We start from the raw sequence: 17,280 nt of genomic DNA on the forward strand, positions 1-17,280 counted from the left end.
TTTATTGTACGCGGTGTGGGAAAATACATGTTCTTGCGACAGCAGTTTTTCTTTTTGGATTTGGAAAAGGGCTATCTGATTTTTGCCTTGGATTATCTTTCAATTCTTGTTTTGATTGCCACTGCGTCCTACTGGCTTGGAAAAGCGCTCAGAGCATGGAACAGCGGACACAAGGAATGAGCGGAGAATCGGAACCTACACGCTCTCGAACATATCGGGGAATTTGTGGTGTGTTCATTGCTCTGCACCTTCTTCTATTCCGAAAAGAGCCAGTCCAGCACATCATTGGAAAGTCCTATCCTGCATGTCTCATAGTGGTCGGCACTCTTTCAAAAGATGTGGAAAAATGGCTGGGAAATACAGGAGCGAAATAAAAATCCCTCTTGAAGTTTTCTTCTCTTCATGTTATTTTCTCTTCATAAGTAACAAGGGAGTAGCTGGCAGCGCAAAAAGCTGTAACATCATTTCGTCACCACGGGAATCACTTCCCCGGAATATGTTCTAATGTAGCGAGACTTTTACTGCAAATTTTTATGTTTGTAGGGAAAGTCTCTTTTTTTTCTGCGAACGAATTTCTGGAGGAAATATGATTTTTCTGAATGTGGTGATTCTGCTCTTTGCTTTTGTGGCCTTGGTCAAAGGGGCGGATATTTTTGTGGACGGAAGCGCAGCTTTGGCCCGCTTTTTCAAAATTCCTTCTATTGTGATAGGACTTACTGTTGTTGCTCTGGGGACCAGTATGCCCGAACTTGCCGTAAGTACCAGCGCGGCTCTCGCAGGCGCAAATGAAATTGCCCTTTCAAATGTGGTCGGCTCAAATATCTTTAATCTTCTTGTAGTCCTTGGCTTGTGTGCTGTCATTCATCCTGTTCCTGTAGAAAATGGAATCCTAAAACGGGATTTTCCTATTACTCTTTTTTCCACAATTCTCGTTCTGCTGGCAAGCACCGCTTCATCCCTTTTTAACGGGAATTTTCTTTCCCTTCCTATGAGTGCTGATTCAGGACTCCTTTCCCGCTGGCTTGGAATAATCCTTCTCCTTCTTTTTGTGACTTACATCGTATATCTCATTTTTGACGCAAAAAGTCATCCCGCAGAAGAAAATGACGGAAAAATGCTTCCCTTGTGGAAATGTCTTCTTCTGATTGCTCTTGGACTGATTCTGATTATCGCGGGAGGAAAAGCCGTCGTCTACAGTGCGCAGAATATCGCCCGCTTCTTTGGCATGAGCGAAACCCTCATTGGCCTTACAATCGTCGCAATCGGAACATCCCTTCCTGAGCTTGTCACTTCAATCGTAGCCGCCAGAAAAGGCGAAGTTTCCCTTGCCGTGGGAAATGTTCTGGGCTCAAATATCTTCAACTTGCTTTTTATTCTGGGAGTGTCGGCTGCAATCAATCCGGTCTGTATGAATGTGGCTTCAATTTATGATTTGGGGATTTTAATTTTCGTGAGTTTACTGGCATGGATTTTTTCAATTACTAAGCGTCAGATTGGGCGGCTGGAAGGAATCGTCATGCTCTTCTGCTACGCCGCCTCAATGACTTTCGCAATTATCCGGTAATTCGGATTTTCTGGAGGAAATATGAATTTTGGGAATGTGATTTTCGCCCTTTTTAACTTCGCAGGAAGTCTCTGCCTTCTTTTGTTCGGAATGAAGCTTATGAGCGACGGAATTCAAAAGTCTGCCGGTGCGAGGATTCAGGGCGTTCTGGGCTTTATGACAAAAAACCGCTTTTTAGGACTCCTCACTGGCTGTATTCTTACTATGGTGATTCAGTCATCGGGAGTAACCACGGTAATGGTCGTCTCCTTTGTGAATGCCGCCCTTATGACTCTGGAACAGTCGGTGGCAGTTATTTTCGGAGCCAACATCGGAACCACCGTTACGGCTTGGATTGTCTCCCTCTTCGGCTTTGACTTTAAGGTTTCGGCCTTTGCCATCCCGATTTTTGCCTTGGGCTACATCCTTTCGGTAATCAGTCATCATCGCTACGCAAACATGGGGCTTGCGGTCATGGGCTTTTCCCTGCTTTTCATCGCCTTGGGCTGGCTTTCTGAGGCAATTTCCCTTAATTCTGAAAACATGTCCTTCCTGACAAAGATTCAAGCTCTTGGCTTCTGGAGCTACCCAATCGCGGTCTGTATAGGAATTATTGCCACTGCCCTGATTCATTCATCTTCTGCCATGACTGCCATTATTATCGCCATGGCCTACAACGGACTTTTGACCTGGAATTTTTCCGCCGCCCTCGTAATCGGAAGCAACATCGGCTCAACGGTGGATTCAATCATGGCTTCTTTCGGGGCAAAGACAAATGCCCGCAGGGCTTCCCTTGTTCATGTGCTTTTTAACTGTACCACGGCTCTGCTCGCGCTGATTTTCCTGCCATATCTTACCCGCCTCGTGGATTTCATTACGCCGGGCAAGGCAGAAAGCGCTATAGTTTATCACATCGCAATGCTTCACACCCTTTTTAATCTTTTTGGAACGCTTATTTTTCTCCCCTTTACAAAACAGCTTGCATCCCTTACAGAAAAACTTATTGCTGACAAAAAAGAAGAAATCCCGGAGCATTATTCTTTTCCTTTCAATGAATATGCCGTCCGTGAATCGGCGGTTATCCCCCTCATGCAGCTTCATACTGAAATCAAGACAATGGCCGACTACACAGTGGAAATGTTCGACAGCATTCAGAGGGGCTTTTCCGACAAAAAGGCTTTTCTTTCAGGAGAATACGAGAAAATCGAAAAGAGGGAGGCTTACCTTGACGAGATGAAAGAGCAGCTGACCGCATTTTTGGTGCGCTGCCACAGCCTTGAAGTTACGGAAGAGCTTTTCTCTCAAATGCAGACGCTTATTTCGATTGTCGAGGAACTTGAAAATCTTTCTGACGAATGCCTTTCCCTTGCAGTTTACATCAAGAGAGCAGAAGAAAAGAATCTTTCTGTTCCTAAGGAAGACAAAGAGCGACTTCTTCCATATATTGAGCTTGTCCGTCAGCTTTTGTACTTTGTTTACCGCCACATCGGGGACGAATTGACGACCAGCCAGCATGATTTTGCCAACAGCCTTGAAGAAATGATTGATTCAGAACGGACAGAACTGAAACGCCTGGCCCGCCACCGACTTGAGCAAGGGAAGAATGTAAAAGCCGAGCTTTTGTACATCGATATAGTGCGTAAAATCGAAAAGATGGGCGACAATTGCTTTTCCATCGCGGGGATAATCACGAGACGATAAAAGCTGCGACTATGCACGGCAATGACCCAAATTGCCGCCCGGAAATCGCCAAAAAAATCGACATTTCGAAAAAAACTTATCACCCTCTGCACCTCTGTCGTTATATCAGAATATTTTCTTTATTTTACAAAAAAAATCCTCAAAAACTATAGACCATATCGAAGAATTCCTTTATATTCGCTTTTACAACATTATTATTTTTTGCTGCTAGCAAGCTTTTTGACTTGCGGAATCACAGTTTTAGGTGGTATTTCATGTTCAATCGTGAGGACTACATTTCTGATTCAGAATGGAATCGATTTCTTGAGTTTTCAAAGGATTTGAAGACTCCGAATGTTGTGATTAATCTCAAACAGATTAAGTACAATTTTATTAAACTGCGTGATTCGTTCCCCTACGCGCATATTTATTACGCAATCAAGTCGAATCCGGGTGAACCTGTCTTAAAAATGCTTGCCGAGCTGGGCTCAAATTTCGATGTCGCTTCCCGCTATGAGCTTGATAAAATCATGGCTTTAGGTGTGGACGGTGACCGTCTCTCTTACGGAAACACAATCAAAAAAGCCCGTGACATCAAATATTTCTACGAAAAAGGCGTGCGCATGTTCGCCACTGATTCAAAGGATGACCTCAAGGCAATCGCCGAGAACGCTCCAGGAAGCCGCATTTATGTGCGCATGTTAATGGAAAACACCCAGAGTGCAGACTGGCCTCTTTCCCGCAAATTCGGCTGCCACCCGGACATGGCTTACGATTTGCTTGTTATGGCCAGAGACTTGGGGCTCACTCCTTATGGCGTTTCTTTCCATGTAGGAAGCCAGCAGCGCGATATCGGAGCCTGGAACGACGCAATCGCAAAAGCTTCATATCTCTTCTCATCTCTTGAAGAAGAAGAAGGCATTCGTCTTTCAATGATTAACATGGGCGGTGGCTTTCCGGCTCACTACATCCAGCCAGCCAACGAACTTGAAACTTACGCCTCAGAAATCACCCGCTACCTGCACGATGACTTCGGAGACGAAATCCCTATGATTATCTTGGAGCCAGGCCGCTCTTTGGTGGGCGACTGCGGAATTCTTACCAGCGAAGTAATCCTCGTAAGCCGCAAGAACAACACGGCCCTGCAGCGATGGGTCTATCAGGATTCTGGAAAATTCAACGGTCTTATCGAAACTCTGGATGAAGCCGTAAAATATCCGGTCATTTCTTCAAAGGATGGTCCCGGAGTAAAAGAAGGGGAAGTAATTCTGGCCGGCCCCACCTGCGACAGCGCGGATATCATGTACGAGGACATCAAATACAAGCTGCCCCTCTCCCTTAAAGCAGGTGACAAGCTCTACTGGCTCACCACGGGGGCCTACACCAGCACCTACGCCAGCGTAGAGTTCAACGGCTTCCCGCCAATAAAGACTTACTTCATGTAGTGTTTAATTGAAAACTTTTGCCAGCCGCTCCAGTGCCTCCTGTAAAAGCGGGCGGGGAGTGGCTATATTTATCCTCTGATAATTTTCGCCCTCGCTTCCGAACATGGTTCCCCGGTCAAGCCAGACTTTCGCCTTATTCACGATGATGTCGTCAAGCTGGGCGTCGCTGTAGCCGTATGCCGAAAAATCAAGCCAGATTAAATATGTGCCCTCAGGCTCAATCAAGCGCACGCGGGGGAGCCTTTCTTTGAGGAAATTGCGCAAGAAGGCAAGATTTTCTGCCAGATGCGCTTTGAGGGCGGTCAGCCATTCTTTTCCATTTTCGTAGGCGGCCTGTGCGGCGACAAAGCCCATGAGACTTGGCTCATCATAGCCGGTTTTATCCCGCTCGTCGTGGAATTTTTTCTTCAGCGCGGGATTTTGGATAAAATTCGTGGAGAATTGCAGTCCTGCCAGATTGAAAGTTTTGCTGGCAGAGGTTGAAACCACGCAGTTCCATGCCGCTTCTTTTGAAATCGTCGAATAAACTATGTGCTTGTGGGGCGGAATTATAAAATCATTGTGAATTTCGTCCGCAAAGACGATGACATTGTGGCGCAGGCATATTTCAGAAAGCTTTGTAAGCTCCTCTCGCGTCCAGACCCTGCTCACAGGATTGTGGGGGCTGCAGAGAATGAAAAGTTTTACCTGATTGTCTATGATTTTCTGCTCGAAGTCGGCGAAATCAATCTGCCACTTGCCGTCTTTTTCAAAGAGAGAAGATGTTACCAGCTTGCGTTTGTTTGCCTCAATCATGTTCTTGAAGGGATAATAGACTGGCGTTTGAATGAGCACGGCCTCGCCTTCGTTGCTAAAAGCCTTGATTGCGCAGGCAATGGCAAAAACTACTCCAGGAGTTGTGACAATCCAGCGGCGTTCTATGTCAAAATCATGCTCTTCTTTCATCCATTTTGCCACGGCATCGTAAAAACGCTGGTCGGGGACGGAATAGCCGAAAATGCCGTGATTGATTTTTTCGTGCAGGGCTTCAAGAATCGCCGGAGCGGTGGGAAAGTCCATGTCGGCGACCCAAAGTGAAAGCACGTCGGCGGGTTTCCCTCGCGCGACGGCAAGATCATATTTTATGGCGTTGGTGTTTTTGCGGTCGGTGATTTTGTTAAAATTGTAAGTCATCTGAGTCTCCTGAAAAATAAAACCTAGTGAATTGCTAGGTAATAGTTTATCCTGATTTTACCTATTTGGTCAATGGGGAAAAGTGGGCTCAGATGATTTTCCCTTAATTCATTTTGACGAATTCATAACCAGCTTCTTCGATTGCGGCTTTGACTTTTCCTTCATCGACGCTTGCTCCGTCTTTAAGGATGACGATTGCCTTTTTCTGCTCGTGGCTTGCACTCGCTGACTCTACGCCATCCAAGGCTTCCAGGGCTTTTTTCACATGCATTTCGCAGTGCTGGCACATCATTCCATTGATTTCGATTGTTTTTTCCATTTTTGACTCCTTATGGTTAATTTTGTTTTTTTGCATTTTGAAAAAATTGAGGCGGAGGGCGTTTGTGACCACGCAGAAACTTGAAAGGCTCATTGCCGCCGCCCCGAACATGGGATTGAGTTTCCAGCCTAAAGCCGCCGTAAAGACTCCAGCCGCAAGGGGAATTCCAATCACATTGTAGAAGAAAGCCCAGAAAAGGTTTTCGTGAATGTTTTTCAGCGTTGCCCGGCTCAAGCGGATTGCAGCCGGCACATCTGAAAGACGGCTTTTCATCAAAACGATGTCCGCCGCGTCGATTGCCACATCAGTTCCCGCTCCGATGGCGATTCCAATGTCAGCGCGGGTAAGGGCTGGCGCGTCGTTGATTCCATCTCCCACCATGGCAACACTGCCGTTTTCCTGCAAATCCCGGATTACGCTTTCCTTTCCGTCGGGGAGAACGCCTGCAATCACTTGGTCAAGTCCGGCCTGCTTTCCGATTGCCTGAGCTGTTTTTTCATTGTCTCCAGTGAGCATGACCACGCGGATTCCCATTTCCTGCAATTCTTTTACGGCACGGGGGCTGTCGGCCTTGATTGTGTCCGCCACTGCGATTATGCCGAGGATTTTTCCGTCACAGGCAAAAAAGAGAGGCGTTTTGCCTGATTCTGCAAGGGCTGCCGCTTTTTCTTCCATTGTCATTCCGGCGAAAGTCGGAAGCTCCTTTTGCATTTCTTTTATGAAATCCAGCTTTCCCCCGGCAAGAATTTTTCCGTCCAGCCTTGCTTTAAGTCCCTTTCCGCTCAAAGCCTCAAAATCAGTCACATCTTTTGCCCTGAGATTTTTTTCTTCTGCTTTCTGAACGATTGCTTTTGCCAAGGGATGCTCGCTCTTTTTTTCAAGGGCATAGGAAAGAGACAGAAGTTCTTCCTCGCTCACGCCTTCTGCAGGAAAAATATCCGTAACGCGGGGAGAGCCTTCTGTAATCGTGCCGGTTTTGTCCAGTGCGACGATGTTGATTTTTCCCGCCGCTTCAAGGCTTGCCGAAGTTTTGAACAAAATGCCGTTTCTGGCTCCCATGCCGTTTCCCACCATGATTGCCACCGGGGTGGCAAGTCCCAAAGCACAGGGGCAGCTGATTACGAGAACCGCCACCGCACGAGTGAGGCTTGTTCCAACATCGGCTCCCAAAAGCGACCAGACGATGAATGTAAGAATGGCAATGGAAATCACAAAAGGAACGAAAATGCCAGAAACCTTGTCGGCGATTTTTGCAATGGGGGCTTTTGTTGCCGCCGCGTCGCTTACCATCTGAATAATCTGAGAAAGAGTCGTGTCTTCGCCCACCCGCACGGCCTGACATTTTAAAAATCCAGAAGTGTTGGTCGTGGCAGCCGAAACCTTGTCCCCAGCCGCCTTATCCACAGGAATGCTTTCGCCTGTGAGGGCAGATTCGTTTACCGCGCTGCTTCCTTCAAGCACGATTCCGTCCACTGGAATATTCTCGCCGGGGCGCACAAGGAAAATGTCTCCTTTTTTAACGCTTTCAATGGGAACGGTCTTTTCTTCGCCATTTTCGACAATGACCGCTGTTTTGGGTGCGAGCTTCATCAGCCCTTTTAAGGCATCGGTCGTCCTTCCCTTTGATTTTGCCTCCAGAGTTTTTCCCACGGTAATCAGGGTGAGAATCATGGCCGCAGTCTCAAAATAAAATTCGTGCATGTAATTCATGACGGCTTCTTCATTCCCGGCGACAACTGCGCTTGTCATGGCAAAAATAGCCCAGGTGCTGTAAATAAAAGCCGAGGCCGAGCCTAGGGCCACCAGAGTATCCATGTTGGGCGCCCTGTGCAAAAGGGATTTAAATCCGCTCACAAAGAATTTCTGGTTTATAATCATGACGATTGCAGAAAGCAAAAGCTGAACCAGGCCCATTGCCACATGATTTCCGTCGAAAAAAGAAGGCAGCGGCCAATTCCACATGCTATGGCCCATGGAAAAATAGAGGAGCGGAATCAAAAATAAAATAGAAGAAAGAAGCCTTTTTATGAGGATGGGGCTTTCCAGGTCGCGAAGACTGTCTTCGGCACTTGCAGACTTCCCGCTTTGCCCGCCAAAGCCGCTTGAAGTGCGTGAAGAAGAATCCGATTTTGCCTGAGATTTTAGGCTTGCTCCGTAGCCCGCATTTACCACGGCTTCAATAATTGCCTCGTCGCTGGCATTTCCTTCGATTCCCATGGAATTTGTAAGAAGACTCACCGAGCAAGAGGAAACTCCCGCCACCTTTGAGACCGCCTTTTCCACACGAGCCGAACAAGCCGCGCAGCTCATTCCTGTGACATTAAATTGCTTCATAATTTTCCCTGACTGTTTCTTTTATAAATATAATAAAAATTATCCGAGAAAAAAAGTAACTTTGTCACATAAGAGAATAATTATCCTATTGCCTGCTCTAAATCCTGAATCAAATCTTCTGAGTTTTCAATACCCACGCTCAGGCGCAAGAGGGTATTCGTGATTCCCCTGGCATTTCGCTCTTCTTCGGGCACATCCACATGGGTTTGGGTGGCGGGATAGGTAATCAGGGTGTCCACTCCGCCAAGACTTTCGGCAAAGTGAATGACTTTTACGCTTTTTAAGACCCGCTCCACGGTTTCTACGGAATCCACATAGAAAGAAATCATGCTGCCAAAGCCTTTTGCCTGTTTTTTGCTGATTTCATAGCCCTTGCTTTGGGGAAGGCCGGGGAAGAGGATTCCTTTGACACGGGGATTTTTCTGCAGGGCGGCGACGATTTTGAGGGCGTTTTCACAGTGACGCTCCATGCGGACGGCCAGAGTTTTGATTCCCCGAACGAGAAGGAAGGAGTCAAAGGCGGGAAGGGCAGAGCCTGTGGTTTTCGTGATGATTTCAAGATTTTCGGCGATTTTTTTATTGTTGGTGGTGACAAAGCCTGCCAGCGTGTCGTTGTGACCGCAGAGGAATTTTGTTCCGCTCTGGACAACTATGTCTGCTCCGAGGGAAAGGGGATGCTGCAAATATGGCGTGAGGAAGGTGTTGTCTACTATTAAAAGAGCGCCGATTGAGCGGGCATATTCTGCCGTGAGGGCAATGTCCGTGACTTTCATCAGGGGATTTCCCGGAGTCTCGACGAAGATGATTTTCGTGTTCTCCTTTTTTGCCGCCTTGATGTTTGATAGTTCGGAAGTGTCGGTGTAGCTGGTCTCAAAGCCAAGTTTTTGCCCGATTGTGTTTAAAAATCGCTCCGTGCCGCCATAAAGGTCGTCCGAGCAGATGACATGAAAGACCTGGCCTTTTTTTTCGTTCAGGATGATTGCGTCGAAAAGCGCTGTGATTGCCGCAAGCCCGCAGTTGAAGGCAAAACCGAATTCCGCTCCGTCCAGACTTGCGACGAGTTTTTCAAGATGGTCTCTCGTCGGGTTTTTGAGCCGGGAATAATCGTAACCCGTGGATTTTCCCAGTTCCGGGTGAGCGAATGTCGCTGACTGGTAGATGGGAAGGGCGATTGCGCCGGTTTTGTCGTTTGCCTCGTAATCTGGCTTTCCTGTGACACAAAGAGTGTCGATTTTGTATTCAGCCATTTAATATCTCCAGAATGCCCGCATGGATGCGGGATAAATGTAAGGAGAGAAAATTCTGTTTGCCGTCAGGTGAACAGAATTTTCTCGTGCGAATCAAAATTACACGGAAGTAATTTTGATTCGTTAGATACAATAGTCGTAGCCGTTGAACTGACGGTTTTTTTCGGCGATATGCTCCAGTGTGTTTGAATCCACGAAATTGTTGATTACATCGTTGAATTCATTCCAAAAATCATCGTTGCCCACGGAACTGAGAGTGTTTGATTCGCTTGGGGAGCGGGGATTTAAATCTCCTTCCATTGCCCGAAGAATTTCTCCCACCGTGTAGTCCTCTGCTTTTTTTGCCAGCTTGTAGCCGCCGTTGTTTCCCCTAAGACCGATTACAAGCCCTGACTTACTGAGCTGAATGAGAATCTGCTCCAGATATTTTGTGGAAAGATTATGACGGTGGGAAAGAAGCTTGAGGGGAATGAATTTATCCTGCTCGCTTTCGGCAAGTTCCGTCATGATGAGAAGCGCGTACTGTCCTTTTGTCGAAATTTTTAGCATTTGATCCTTCCTGTTGAAAATAAAACCTATCTTTTAACTAGGTAATAATCATAATAACAGATTTAACCTAGTTTTGCAATAGGTAAAAATTTTACAACTACCCATTGACATAGTAGGTAATAATCATAATAATACGATTACCTATTGAATAACTAGGTAATTATAAAAAAGGGGTACGTGCAATGGCAAAGAAACTCAGACAGATAGCGATTTACGGAAAGGGCGGAATCGGAAAATCCACCACCACTCAGAATCTTACGGCAGGACTTCTGGAACTTGGAAAAAAAGTTCTGGTAGTCGGCTGTGACCCGAAGGCAGACTCAACACGACTTTTGCTGGGCGGTCTTCATCAGAAAACAGTTTTGGATACAATCCGCGACAACAAGACTGAAATCCAGCTGGAAGATTTGCAGAAAATCGGATTTAAGGGCGTTCGCTGCGTTGAGTCGGGAGGACCGGAGCCGGGAGTTGGTTGCGCAGGACGGGGAATCATCACTTCTATTTCAATGCTGGAGAATCTTGGCGCATATACGGAAGATTTGGACTATGTTTTCTATGATGTTTTGGGTGATGTCGTCTGTGGTGGATTTGCAATGCCAATCCGAGAGGGCAAGGCTCAGGAAATCTACATCGTCGCTTCTGGTGAGATGATGGCTTTGTATGCGGCAAATAACATCTGTAAGGGTATTGCCCGCTATGCTGAGCGGGGAGACGTGCGATTGGGCGGAATCATCTGTAACAGCCGAAACGTTGACCGCGAGCTTGATTTACTCCGTGCCTTCACGAAAGAGCTTAACACCCAGCTCATTTACTTCGTGCCGCGAAACAACATCGTTCAGCAGGCGGAAATCCGAAAGAAGACCGTAATTGAATATGCTCCTGAAAGCTCACAGGCTCAGGTTTACCGGAATTTGGCCCAGGCAATCGATGAGAACACGAATTTCACGATTCCGACACCAATCACCCAGGAACGCCTTGAGGAAATCCTCATTGAGAACGGCATGATGGAGCCGGAAGGAAACTACTCAATCTAAATAAAATCTCTTATCCGATACTTTACGCCGAGCTTTTGACATAAGGCCCGGCTTTTTTCGTCTCCTACAAAAGAGCGACTGCCTCAATCTCGACCAGCGCGTTTTTTGGCAAGGCGGCGACTTCAAAGCAACTGCGGGCAGGTTTTGAGATGAAATATTTTTCGTAGACAGTGTTAAAGGCTGCAAAGTCGGCGATGTTTTTCAGAAAGCAGGTAGTTTTGACGACTTTTGAAAAGTCCGTGCCGGCGTCCTTTAAGATTTCACCAAGATTTTTGATGGCCTGTTCGGCTTCTTGCTCAATTCCGCTTCCTTCGATTGCGCCAGTCTCAGGGTTCAGCGGAATCTGGCCTGAGGTGTAGACAAAGCCGTTCGCGACGATTGCCTGTGAGTAGGGGCCGATAGCCTCTGGGGCGGATTTTGTTTCGATTGTTTTCATTTGTTGTGGTCTCCTTATTACCTATTGACAAAATAGGTTATTTTAATGTAGTTTGTCAAGAATTTATGACGCTCTGGCAGATAAATATGCCTTCGCGTGGGCGGACAGTGCACAGGAGTAAAAAAATGAGCAAATTACTGGATTCAATCAAAAAGACTGGTGTGTTTTTCGTGGCAACGGCGGACGGGAATGAGCCTCATGTCAGACCGTTCGGTGCAGTCGAAGAAATTGACGGCAAAATCTACCTCGTGACGGGGAACAAAAAAGCTGTTTTCCGTCAGTTCATCGCAAACCCGAAAATCGAATTCGCCGGAATTTACGAGGACGGCTCGTGGATTCGCGTTTCGGGAAGAGTTCGCAGGACAGACGACATCAAACTCAAAGAAAAATACCTTGAACTTCGACCGACATTGCAGAAAATCTACAAAGCCGATGACGGCATTTTCGAGGTCTTTGAGCTCGTCGAGCCGGTCGGCTACATTTATAGCGGAACGAATGTAACAAAAATCGAGGGGTAAACCCTGACTTTTTTTCAATGATATTTTAATCAGTGCCTTGTGCGGACTGCTGAAAGACTGTAACAGCCTCCTTAATGGAAAAGTCTTTCGACAGTCCGTTTTTTCTTTTCGGCTTTTCCATAAAAAAATCTTATAACTCTCATAAAAAAATTGTATTAGGCATAAGTTTTGAAATTTTATATACCTACTATGTCGATAGGTTTTAAGCCTACGAGGAGGTATTTATGAAAAAAAATCTTTTGAAAATCGCTTCTGTTGCCCTTTCTCTTGCTTTGGCTTTTGGTATGCTTTCCTGCAAAAAAGAAAAATCTGATGTAAAGACTGTCATCGTCGGCACAGGCTCGGACAGCAAGCTTTACTGTTATCTGGACGAAAAAGGAGAGCTTGCGGGCTTTGAGATTGATGTAATGAAGGCGATTGGCGAGCTTTTGCCCCAGTACAAATTTGAATTTCAGACCTTCGACTTTAAGAACATTCTTCTGGCTCTTTCTGCGGGAAAAATCGACATCGGAGCGCACATGTACGAGTCTAATCCTGAACGGCGAAAGAATTATCTTTTCACTGATTTGGGCTACAACGACTTCTCAAAATACATAGTCGTTTTGAAAGAGAACAAGGATGTTCAGTCTCTCAAGGATTTGGTGGGAAAGACGGCTCAGGCTTCCACCGGCTCTGCCACGGGCGCGATTCTGCAGCACTGGAACGAAGACCACCCCAATGAGAAAATTAACGCCGTTTTGACCAGCGCGCTCACGAATGAGCAGGTCGTTGCGGCTATGAAAAACGGCACTTACGACGCCTTTTTCTCGAATATTCCCAGCTTCAACCTTCTTCAAAAAGAATACGGTGGAATTTTCCGCCTTGTGGAAGAGCCGATTTCCACAAGTGCCTCATATTTCATCTTCAATTTGGACAACCCTGAGCTTAAAAAAGATGTTGACGGCGCTCTGAAACAGCTGATTGATTCGGGTGAACTTGCAAAAATCGCAATCCGTGATTTGGGTTCAGATACGACCCAGAATATCAACAAGTAGCCTATGAGTGATTTGTTTTCTTGGAAGCGTTTGGTTCAAAATTTCCCGGTTCTGATTGTTAAATTGCCGGTAACTTTTGAGATTGTCGCAGTCGCCTTTAGTCTGGGATTTTTCCTTGCCCTTCTGATTGCGACTGCCAGAATCAAAAAAATTCCCCTGCTTGACCAGATTCTGACCATTTTCATCTCCTTTGAGCGGGGAACGCCTCTTTTGGTTCAGATGCTGGTGGTCTACTATGCCTTTCCCATTGTGCTTCACTCGCTTTTCGGAATCGATTCAAGGCGGTGGGAAAAAATCATCTTCGTGGATCTGGCTTTGATTCTGAATCAGGGAGTATTTTTGGGTGAGATTTTCCGAGGAGCAATCTGCTCGATTCCAAAAGGTCAGAGGGAGGCGGCCATTGCCTGCGGACTGAGCGAGTTTAACGCTTTTGTGCGGATTGTTCTTCCCCAGGCAGTGAGGGTTGCCCTTCCTTCTACAGGAATCACGCTTATCGGCCTTTTTCAGGAGACTTCCCTTGTCTTTATGATTGGCGTGATTGACATCATAGGGCGGGCCAGTGCTCTTGGGGCTACGACGGGGCACAGCCTTGAAAGTTATGTGATTATCGCCGTGATTTTCGTTCTTATAAATTTCATTCTTACGGCAATCACAACGAAAATCGACAAAAAATTGACTTTCGGCAGTCAGTCTGTGAGAGTGGGGGCAGTATGAAATTCAGTTTTGAGTATTTGTGGAAGTGCCTGCTTTCGGGCGTAGTCTATATTCCAGTCACGCTGCGCCTTGCCCTGATTCCCCTTTTTATCGCGCTTTTTTTAGGCACGCTGATTGCATTGGCGAGGATTTTCAAAGTTCCCGTGGTAGAGAAAGTCTTCAAAGGTTTTGTGGCAGTCTATTCGGGAATCCCGCTGATGATTACGCTTTTGATTTTTCATCTGATTTACCTGAGCTGCTTCAAGCCGGGAAAAAACGGAACGATGATGCTGGCCTACTTTACATTCACTTTGAGCAGGACGATTTTGGTGAGCGAGTCAGTGCGGGGTGCCTTTCTTTCGATTCCAAAAGGTCAGTATGAGGCTGCGTTTTCCTGCGGTTTTTCAACCTTTCAGACTTTGAGAAAAATCATAATTCCTCAGGTGATTCCTGTCGCCCTTCCAAATCTTACCAACAACACGCTTGGAGCCATCAAAAACACTTCGATTGTCCTTGTTCTTGGTCTGGTGGATGTCCTGAACGGCTCCACGATTCCCTGCGCTGACACTTACAGCTATGTGGCTGCGGCAATCATTTACTGGGCGATAAATGCGGTGGTCGAATTCTTTCTGGTTCGGCTGGAAAAGCATTTTTCGAAGAAAAGGTAGGGAAAAATGATAAAAATTGAGCATGTGAAAAAGAATTTCGGACATCTTGAAGTCCTGCATGATGTCTCGCTTACTGTTGATGACGGAAATGTCGTGGTGATTTTAGGGCCGAGCGGAAGCGGAAAAACGACTCTTCTCCGTTCGATAAATTTCTTGGAGAGGGCGGACAAAGGCAGTCTTACGATTGGCGACACCAGAGTAGATTTGCACGGCGCAAAGAAAAAAGATGTGCTTTCGGTCAGAAGAAAAACGGCCATGGTCTTTCAGAATTACAATCTCTTTGCCAACAAGACCGCCCTTGAAAACATCGTGGAGGCTCTTGTAACAGGCCACGGCCTTCCAAAGGCAGCTGCGATTGAACGGGCAAAGCTGGAGCTTAAAAAAGTGGGACTTAGTGACAAAGAAAATTATTATCCCAGCCAGCTTTCTGGCGGTCAGCAGCAGCGGGTGGGAATCGCGAGGGCGGTGGCCTTGGATGCGGAGGTGATTCTCTTCGATGAGCCGACCAGCGCCCTTGACCCGGAGCTCGTGGGTGAAACTCTCGCCTTGATTAAGCAGGTCGCGAAGGAAGGACACACCATGATTGTCGTGACCCATGAAATGAGCTTTGCCGAGGAAGTGGCGGACAAGGTGTTTTTTATGGACGGCGGTTACGTGGTGGAAGAAGGAAGTCCAAGGGAGATTTTTTATTATCCGAAAGAAGAGAGGACGAAGCAGTTTTTGCGCAGGATTCTTCCTCCCAGCGACTTGTCGGCCGCTCTGTAATATTTATTTGGTGAACATCTACGGTCAGCCGCCCAGCTCTGACATCACTCTTCGTGAAGACGAACAATATTTTAAACCGCAAACCGGCTTGACTGGTTTGTCGGCTTTGAAAATTATGTTATATGATTATTACATTATATCGGAAACATTAGGGAAAACTCACTTCCTTCCCCGATTTTGCTTTTTACGCTGACTTTTGCATTGTGATATTTTGCGCCGTGCTTTACGATTGAAAGACCAAGCCCTGTGCCTGTGGTTCGCACGCTTTTTGTGTCTTTTGCTCGGCTCTTGTCTATCCTGTAAAAACGCTCAAAAATCCTCTCCTGCTGATTTTCGGAGATTCCTATCCCTGTGTCTTTGACAAGAAGTTTTAAGTAAGGCTTTTCCCTCTCTACCTTTTCGATTTTAACGAACACTTTTCCGTTTTCTTTGTTGTATTTGATTGCGTTTTCCACAAGATTAAAAATCATCTCTTGAATGACCGTCGGAACGCCCTTTATGCAATCTTTCGTGAGGCTTTCAAGCTCAATCGAAACATTTTTTCTCTGCGCAAAGATTTTCAAAGATTTGATTACGTCGCGGCAGATTTCTTCTATGCAGATTTCTTCTTTTTCCATCGTGATTGACTCTTCGTCGAGTTTCGAGAGTTTTAGAATGTCGTTCACAAGAAGAATCAGTCTCTGGCTTTCATTGTAAATATCTTGTGAGAAATTGCGCATCGTTTTTTCGTCAACACTGCCGCTTTTCATAATCTCTGCAAAGCCTGAAATGCTTGTCAAAGGCGTTTTTAGCTCATGGCTAACATTCGCGGAAAACTGACGGCGGATTTCTTCGCGCTGCTTTTTCTCAAAGTTTTCGTCGCTAATCCGCTTTATGAAGGGCTTGAACTCACTGAATGTTTCGTTTTTCTCAGGATTGTCAAAGTCGATTTTTTCAATTGAATCTGCGATTTTTTTTGAAAGGCTAGACGCTGCCACGCCCGAAATAATCAGCGCAAGTAAGAGAAGACACAAAAGCGGCTGACTTAAAGCGAAAATAAGAACGCCCGACGTGTATTGCTGGCAGGAAATGCGAAGAACCGTGCCATTTTGGAGTTTTTTTGCAAAGTAAAGCGTCTTTTTTAGCATTGTCGAAGAATAGCGCGAAACTTTTGCAGAGCCTTTTTCCATCGCCTCGATGAACTCTGCTCTTGAAGCGTGATTTTCCATTTTGGCGGGATTTGTTTGATTGTCAAAAATCACTTTGCCCCGAAAATCAATAATAGTGATTCTGTTTTCGGTTTTCACGTCCGTAAAGTTTGGCAAAAGCGAAAGATAATCGCATTCGTTTTCAAGTTCCGAAAAAATCTGATTTTCAAAATACTTGTAAAAGGAGTCGATGAAAATCACCGCACAGGCAAAGTAAACCGCCACGCCAACTAGCATTGTGTTTATAAAAATTCGTAAAGTCAATGATTTGATTTTCATTTTCTGTCTCCAATAATCGAAAAAATGGGCCGTTCTGCAATAAGACAGAGTATTGGCACCGCTTCATTCTATATCAATTATATCAATACAGATTATAGTTTAAAAATGTTAGATTTTGGGGATGGAAGTGTTAAATCTGGGTTAAATTTTTCGGAATGATAGTATAGCAGGGGGGGCTACAATCTGCCAGAAGGTAGTCAAGGATTGTCTCGCCCTCGTCCGTCTGACGGATTTTTTCATTTGAAAATTTAAAATAGAGACTGGAAAGAGTTTTTTCCAGTCTCCAAGCCTAAAAGTAACTTTTTGCTAATTACGCATAAAAAAAGGAAGACTGCATTAAAATCTAGTCTTTTACCACTTTAGTAATCGCTGCCAT

16 protein-coding genes and 1 pseudogene are annotated in these 17,280 nt (G+C 45.8%); 11 read left to right on the forward strand and 6 right to left on the reverse strand.

Translation table 11 applies throughout. From position 1 onward, the window contains the following. The 5 genes and pseudogenes from B2089_RS11320 to B2089_RS11340 all read left to right on the forward strand — a co-directional run. A pseudogene (locus tag B2089_RS11320) lies at window positions 1–180 on the forward strand (endonuclease); the annotation flags it as partial. Window positions 181–230: 50 nt separating this feature from the next. After that, complete coding sequence (locus B2089_RS11325; protein WP_296319943.1) at window positions 231–374, forward strand: hypothetical protein; 144 nt, start codon at window positions 231–233, stop codon at window positions 372–374. Between the two features lie 212 nt (window positions 375–586). Next, window positions 587–1,564, forward strand: a complete 978-nt coding sequence (locus tag B2089_RS11330) for a calcium/sodium antiporter (protein ID WP_296319947.1) — start codon at window positions 587–589, stop codon at window positions 1,562–1,564. A gap of 21 nt (window positions 1,565–1,585) precedes the next feature. Further along, entirely contained in the window at window positions 1,586–3,244 is a 1,659-nt protein-coding gene (locus B2089_RS11335; protein WP_296319949.1) for a Na/Pi cotransporter family protein, read from the forward strand. A 254-nt stretch (window positions 3,245–3,498) separates the two neighbouring features. After that, window positions 3,499–4,668, forward strand: coding sequence for a type III PLP-dependent enzyme (locus tag B2089_RS11340; RefSeq protein WP_296319952.1), 1,170 nt, complete (start codon window positions 3,499–3,501; stop codon window positions 4,666–4,668). Between the two features lie 3 nt (window positions 4,669–4,671). Here B2089_RS11340 and B2089_RS11345 read toward each other — a convergent pair whose 3' ends face one another. The 4 genes from B2089_RS11345 to B2089_RS11360 all read right to left on the reverse strand — a co-directional run bounded on the left by B2089_RS11345 (window position 4,672) and on the right by B2089_RS11360 (window position 10,290). Then, window positions 4,672–5,841, reverse strand: coding sequence for a MalY/PatB family protein (locus B2089_RS11345; protein ID WP_296319956.1), 1,170 nt, complete (start codon window positions 5,839–5,841; stop codon window positions 4,672–4,674). A gap of 103 nt (window positions 5,842–5,944) precedes the next feature. Further along, window positions 5,945–8,494 (reverse strand): heavy metal translocating P-type ATPase, encoded by a 2,550-nt coding sequence (locus B2089_RS11350; RefSeq protein ID WP_296319959.1) that lies wholly within the window; start codon window positions 8,492–8,494, stop codon window positions 5,945–5,947. Window positions 8,495–8,574: 80 nt separating this feature from the next. Next, the gene (locus tag B2089_RS11355; RefSeq protein WP_296319962.1) at window positions 8,575–9,741 is read right to left on the reverse strand and encodes a trans-sulfuration enzyme family protein; all 1,167 of its coding nucleotides are present in this window, start codon (window positions 9,739–9,741) and stop codon (window positions 8,575–8,577) included. Window positions 9,742–9,864: 123 nt separating this feature from the next. Continuing rightward, a complete protein-coding gene (locus B2089_RS11360) occupies window positions 9,865–10,290 on the reverse strand; it encodes an RrF2 family transcriptional regulator (protein WP_296319964.1) in 426 nt (141 codons plus the stop codon). 182 nt (window positions 10,291–10,472) lie between these two features. Here B2089_RS11360 and nifH point away from each other — a divergent pair, with 182 nt between their 5' ends. Next, window positions 10,473–11,324 (forward strand): nitrogenase iron protein, encoded by an 852-nt coding sequence (gene nifH, locus B2089_RS11365; RefSeq protein ID WP_296319968.1) that lies wholly within the window; start codon window positions 10,473–10,475, stop codon window positions 11,322–11,324. A 64-nt stretch (window positions 11,325–11,388) separates the two neighbouring features. Here the strand turns inward: nifH and B2089_RS11370 are convergent, their stop codons facing one another. Beyond that, on the reverse strand, window positions 11,389–11,760 hold the full coding sequence (locus B2089_RS11370) for a RidA family protein (RefSeq protein WP_296319971.1): 372 nt from the start codon (window positions 11,758–11,760) through the stop codon (window positions 11,389–11,391). 125 nt (window positions 11,761–11,885) lie between these two features. Between B2089_RS11370 and B2089_RS11375 the strand changes: the two genes are divergently transcribed. The 5 genes from B2089_RS11375 (at window position 11,886) to B2089_RS11395 (ending at window position 15,438) form a co-directional block, all read left to right on the forward strand. Further along, window positions 11,886–12,278 carry a pyridoxamine 5'-phosphate oxidase family protein gene (locus B2089_RS11375; RefSeq protein WP_296687355.1) on the forward strand — a complete coding sequence of 131 codons (393 nt, stop codon included), beginning with the start codon at window positions 11,886–11,888 and terminating at the stop codon, window positions 12,276–12,278. A 224-nt stretch (window positions 12,279–12,502) separates the two neighbouring features. Further along, a complete protein-coding gene (locus tag B2089_RS11380) occupies window positions 12,503–13,312 on the forward strand; it encodes a transporter substrate-binding domain-containing protein (RefSeq protein WP_296319978.1) in 810 nt (269 codons plus the stop codon). Window positions 13,313–13,315: 3 nt separating this feature from the next. Next, window positions 13,316–14,026 (forward strand): amino acid ABC transporter permease, encoded by a 711-nt coding sequence (locus tag B2089_RS11385; RefSeq protein ID WP_296319981.1) that lies wholly within the window; start codon window positions 13,316–13,318, stop codon window positions 14,024–14,026. Continuing rightward, the gene (locus B2089_RS11390) at window positions 14,023–14,673 is read left to right on the forward strand and encodes an ABC transporter permease subunit (RefSeq protein ID WP_296319984.1); all 651 of its coding nucleotides are present in this window, start codon (window positions 14,023–14,025) and stop codon (window positions 14,671–14,673) included. The genes B2089_RS11385 and B2089_RS11390 overlap by 4 nt, the downstream gene beginning before the upstream one ends. A 6-nt stretch (window positions 14,674–14,679) precedes the next feature. Beyond that, on the forward strand, window positions 14,680–15,438 hold the full coding sequence (locus tag B2089_RS11395; protein ID WP_296319987.1) for an amino acid ABC transporter ATP-binding protein: 759 nt from the start codon (window positions 14,680–14,682) through the stop codon (window positions 15,436–15,438). Window positions 15,439–15,572: 134 nt separating this feature from the next. On the opposite strand, the gene B2089_RS11400 is transcribed toward B2089_RS11395, so the two are convergent. Continuing rightward, window positions 15,573–16,904 carry a sensor histidine kinase gene (locus tag B2089_RS11400; RefSeq protein ID WP_296319990.1) on the reverse strand — a complete coding sequence of 444 codons (1,332 nt, stop codon included), beginning with the start codon at window positions 16,902–16,904 and terminating at the stop codon, window positions 15,573–15,575. Window positions 16,905–17,280: the final 376 nt, after the last annotated feature.

The organism is Treponema sp. UBA3813 (assembly GCA_002368605.1).
Lineage (GTDB): Bacteria > Spirochaetota > Spirochaetia > Treponematales > Treponemataceae > Treponema_D.

Bases quoted from the DNA above. Each gene is read 5' to 3' on its own strand.
- B2089_RS11330 (WP_296319947.1), top strand. From the start codon at position 587: ATGATTTTTCTGAATGTGGTGATTCTGCTCTTTGCTTTTGTGGCCTTG.
- B2089_RS11335 (WP_296319949.1), top strand. From the start codon at position 1,586: ATGAATTTTGGGAATGTGATTTTCGCCCTTTTTAACTTCGCAGGAAGT.
- B2089_RS11340 (WP_296319952.1), top strand. From the start codon at position 3,499: ATGTTCAATCGTGAGGACTACATTTCTGATTCAGAATGGAATCGATTT.
- B2089_RS11345 (WP_296319956.1), bottom strand. From the start codon at position 5,841: ATGACTTACAATTTTAACAAAATCACCGACCGCAAAAACACCAACGCC.
- B2089_RS11350 (WP_296319959.1), bottom strand. From the start codon at position 8,494: ATGAAGCAATTTAATGTCACAGGAATGAGCTGCGCGGCTTGTTCGGCT.
- B2089_RS11355 (WP_296319962.1), bottom strand. From the start codon at position 9,741: ATGGCTGAATACAAAATCGACACTCTTTGTGTCACAGGAAAGCCAGAT.
- B2089_RS11360 (WP_296319964.1), bottom strand. From the start codon at position 10,290: ATGCTAAAAATTTCGACAAAAGGACAGTACGCGCTTCTCATCATGACG.
- nifH (WP_296319968.1), top strand. From the start codon at position 10,473: ATGGCAAAGAAACTCAGACAGATAGCGATTTACGGAAAGGGCGGAATC.
- B2089_RS11370 (WP_296319971.1), bottom strand. From the start codon at position 11,760: ATGAAAACAATCGAAACAAAATCCGCCCCAGAGGCTATCGGCCCCTAC.
- B2089_RS11375 (WP_296687355.1), top strand. From the start codon at position 11,886: ATGAGCAAATTACTGGATTCAATCAAAAAGACTGGTGTGTTTTTCGTG.
- B2089_RS11380 (WP_296319978.1), top strand. From the start codon at position 12,503: ATGAAAAAAAATCTTTTGAAAATCGCTTCTGTTGCCCTTTCTCTTGCT.
- B2089_RS11385 (WP_296319981.1), top strand. From the start codon at position 13,316: ATGAGTGATTTGTTTTCTTGGAAGCGTTTGGTTCAAAATTTCCCGGTT.
- B2089_RS11390 (WP_296319984.1), top strand. From the start codon at position 14,023: ATGAAATTCAGTTTTGAGTATTTGTGGAAGTGCCTGCTTTCGGGCGTA.
- B2089_RS11395 (WP_296319987.1), top strand. From the start codon at position 14,680: ATGATAAAAATTGAGCATGTGAAAAAGAATTTCGGACATCTTGAAGTC.
- B2089_RS11400 (WP_296319990.1), bottom strand. From the start codon at position 16,904: ATGAAAATCAAATCATTGACTTTACGAATTTTTATAAACACAATGCTA.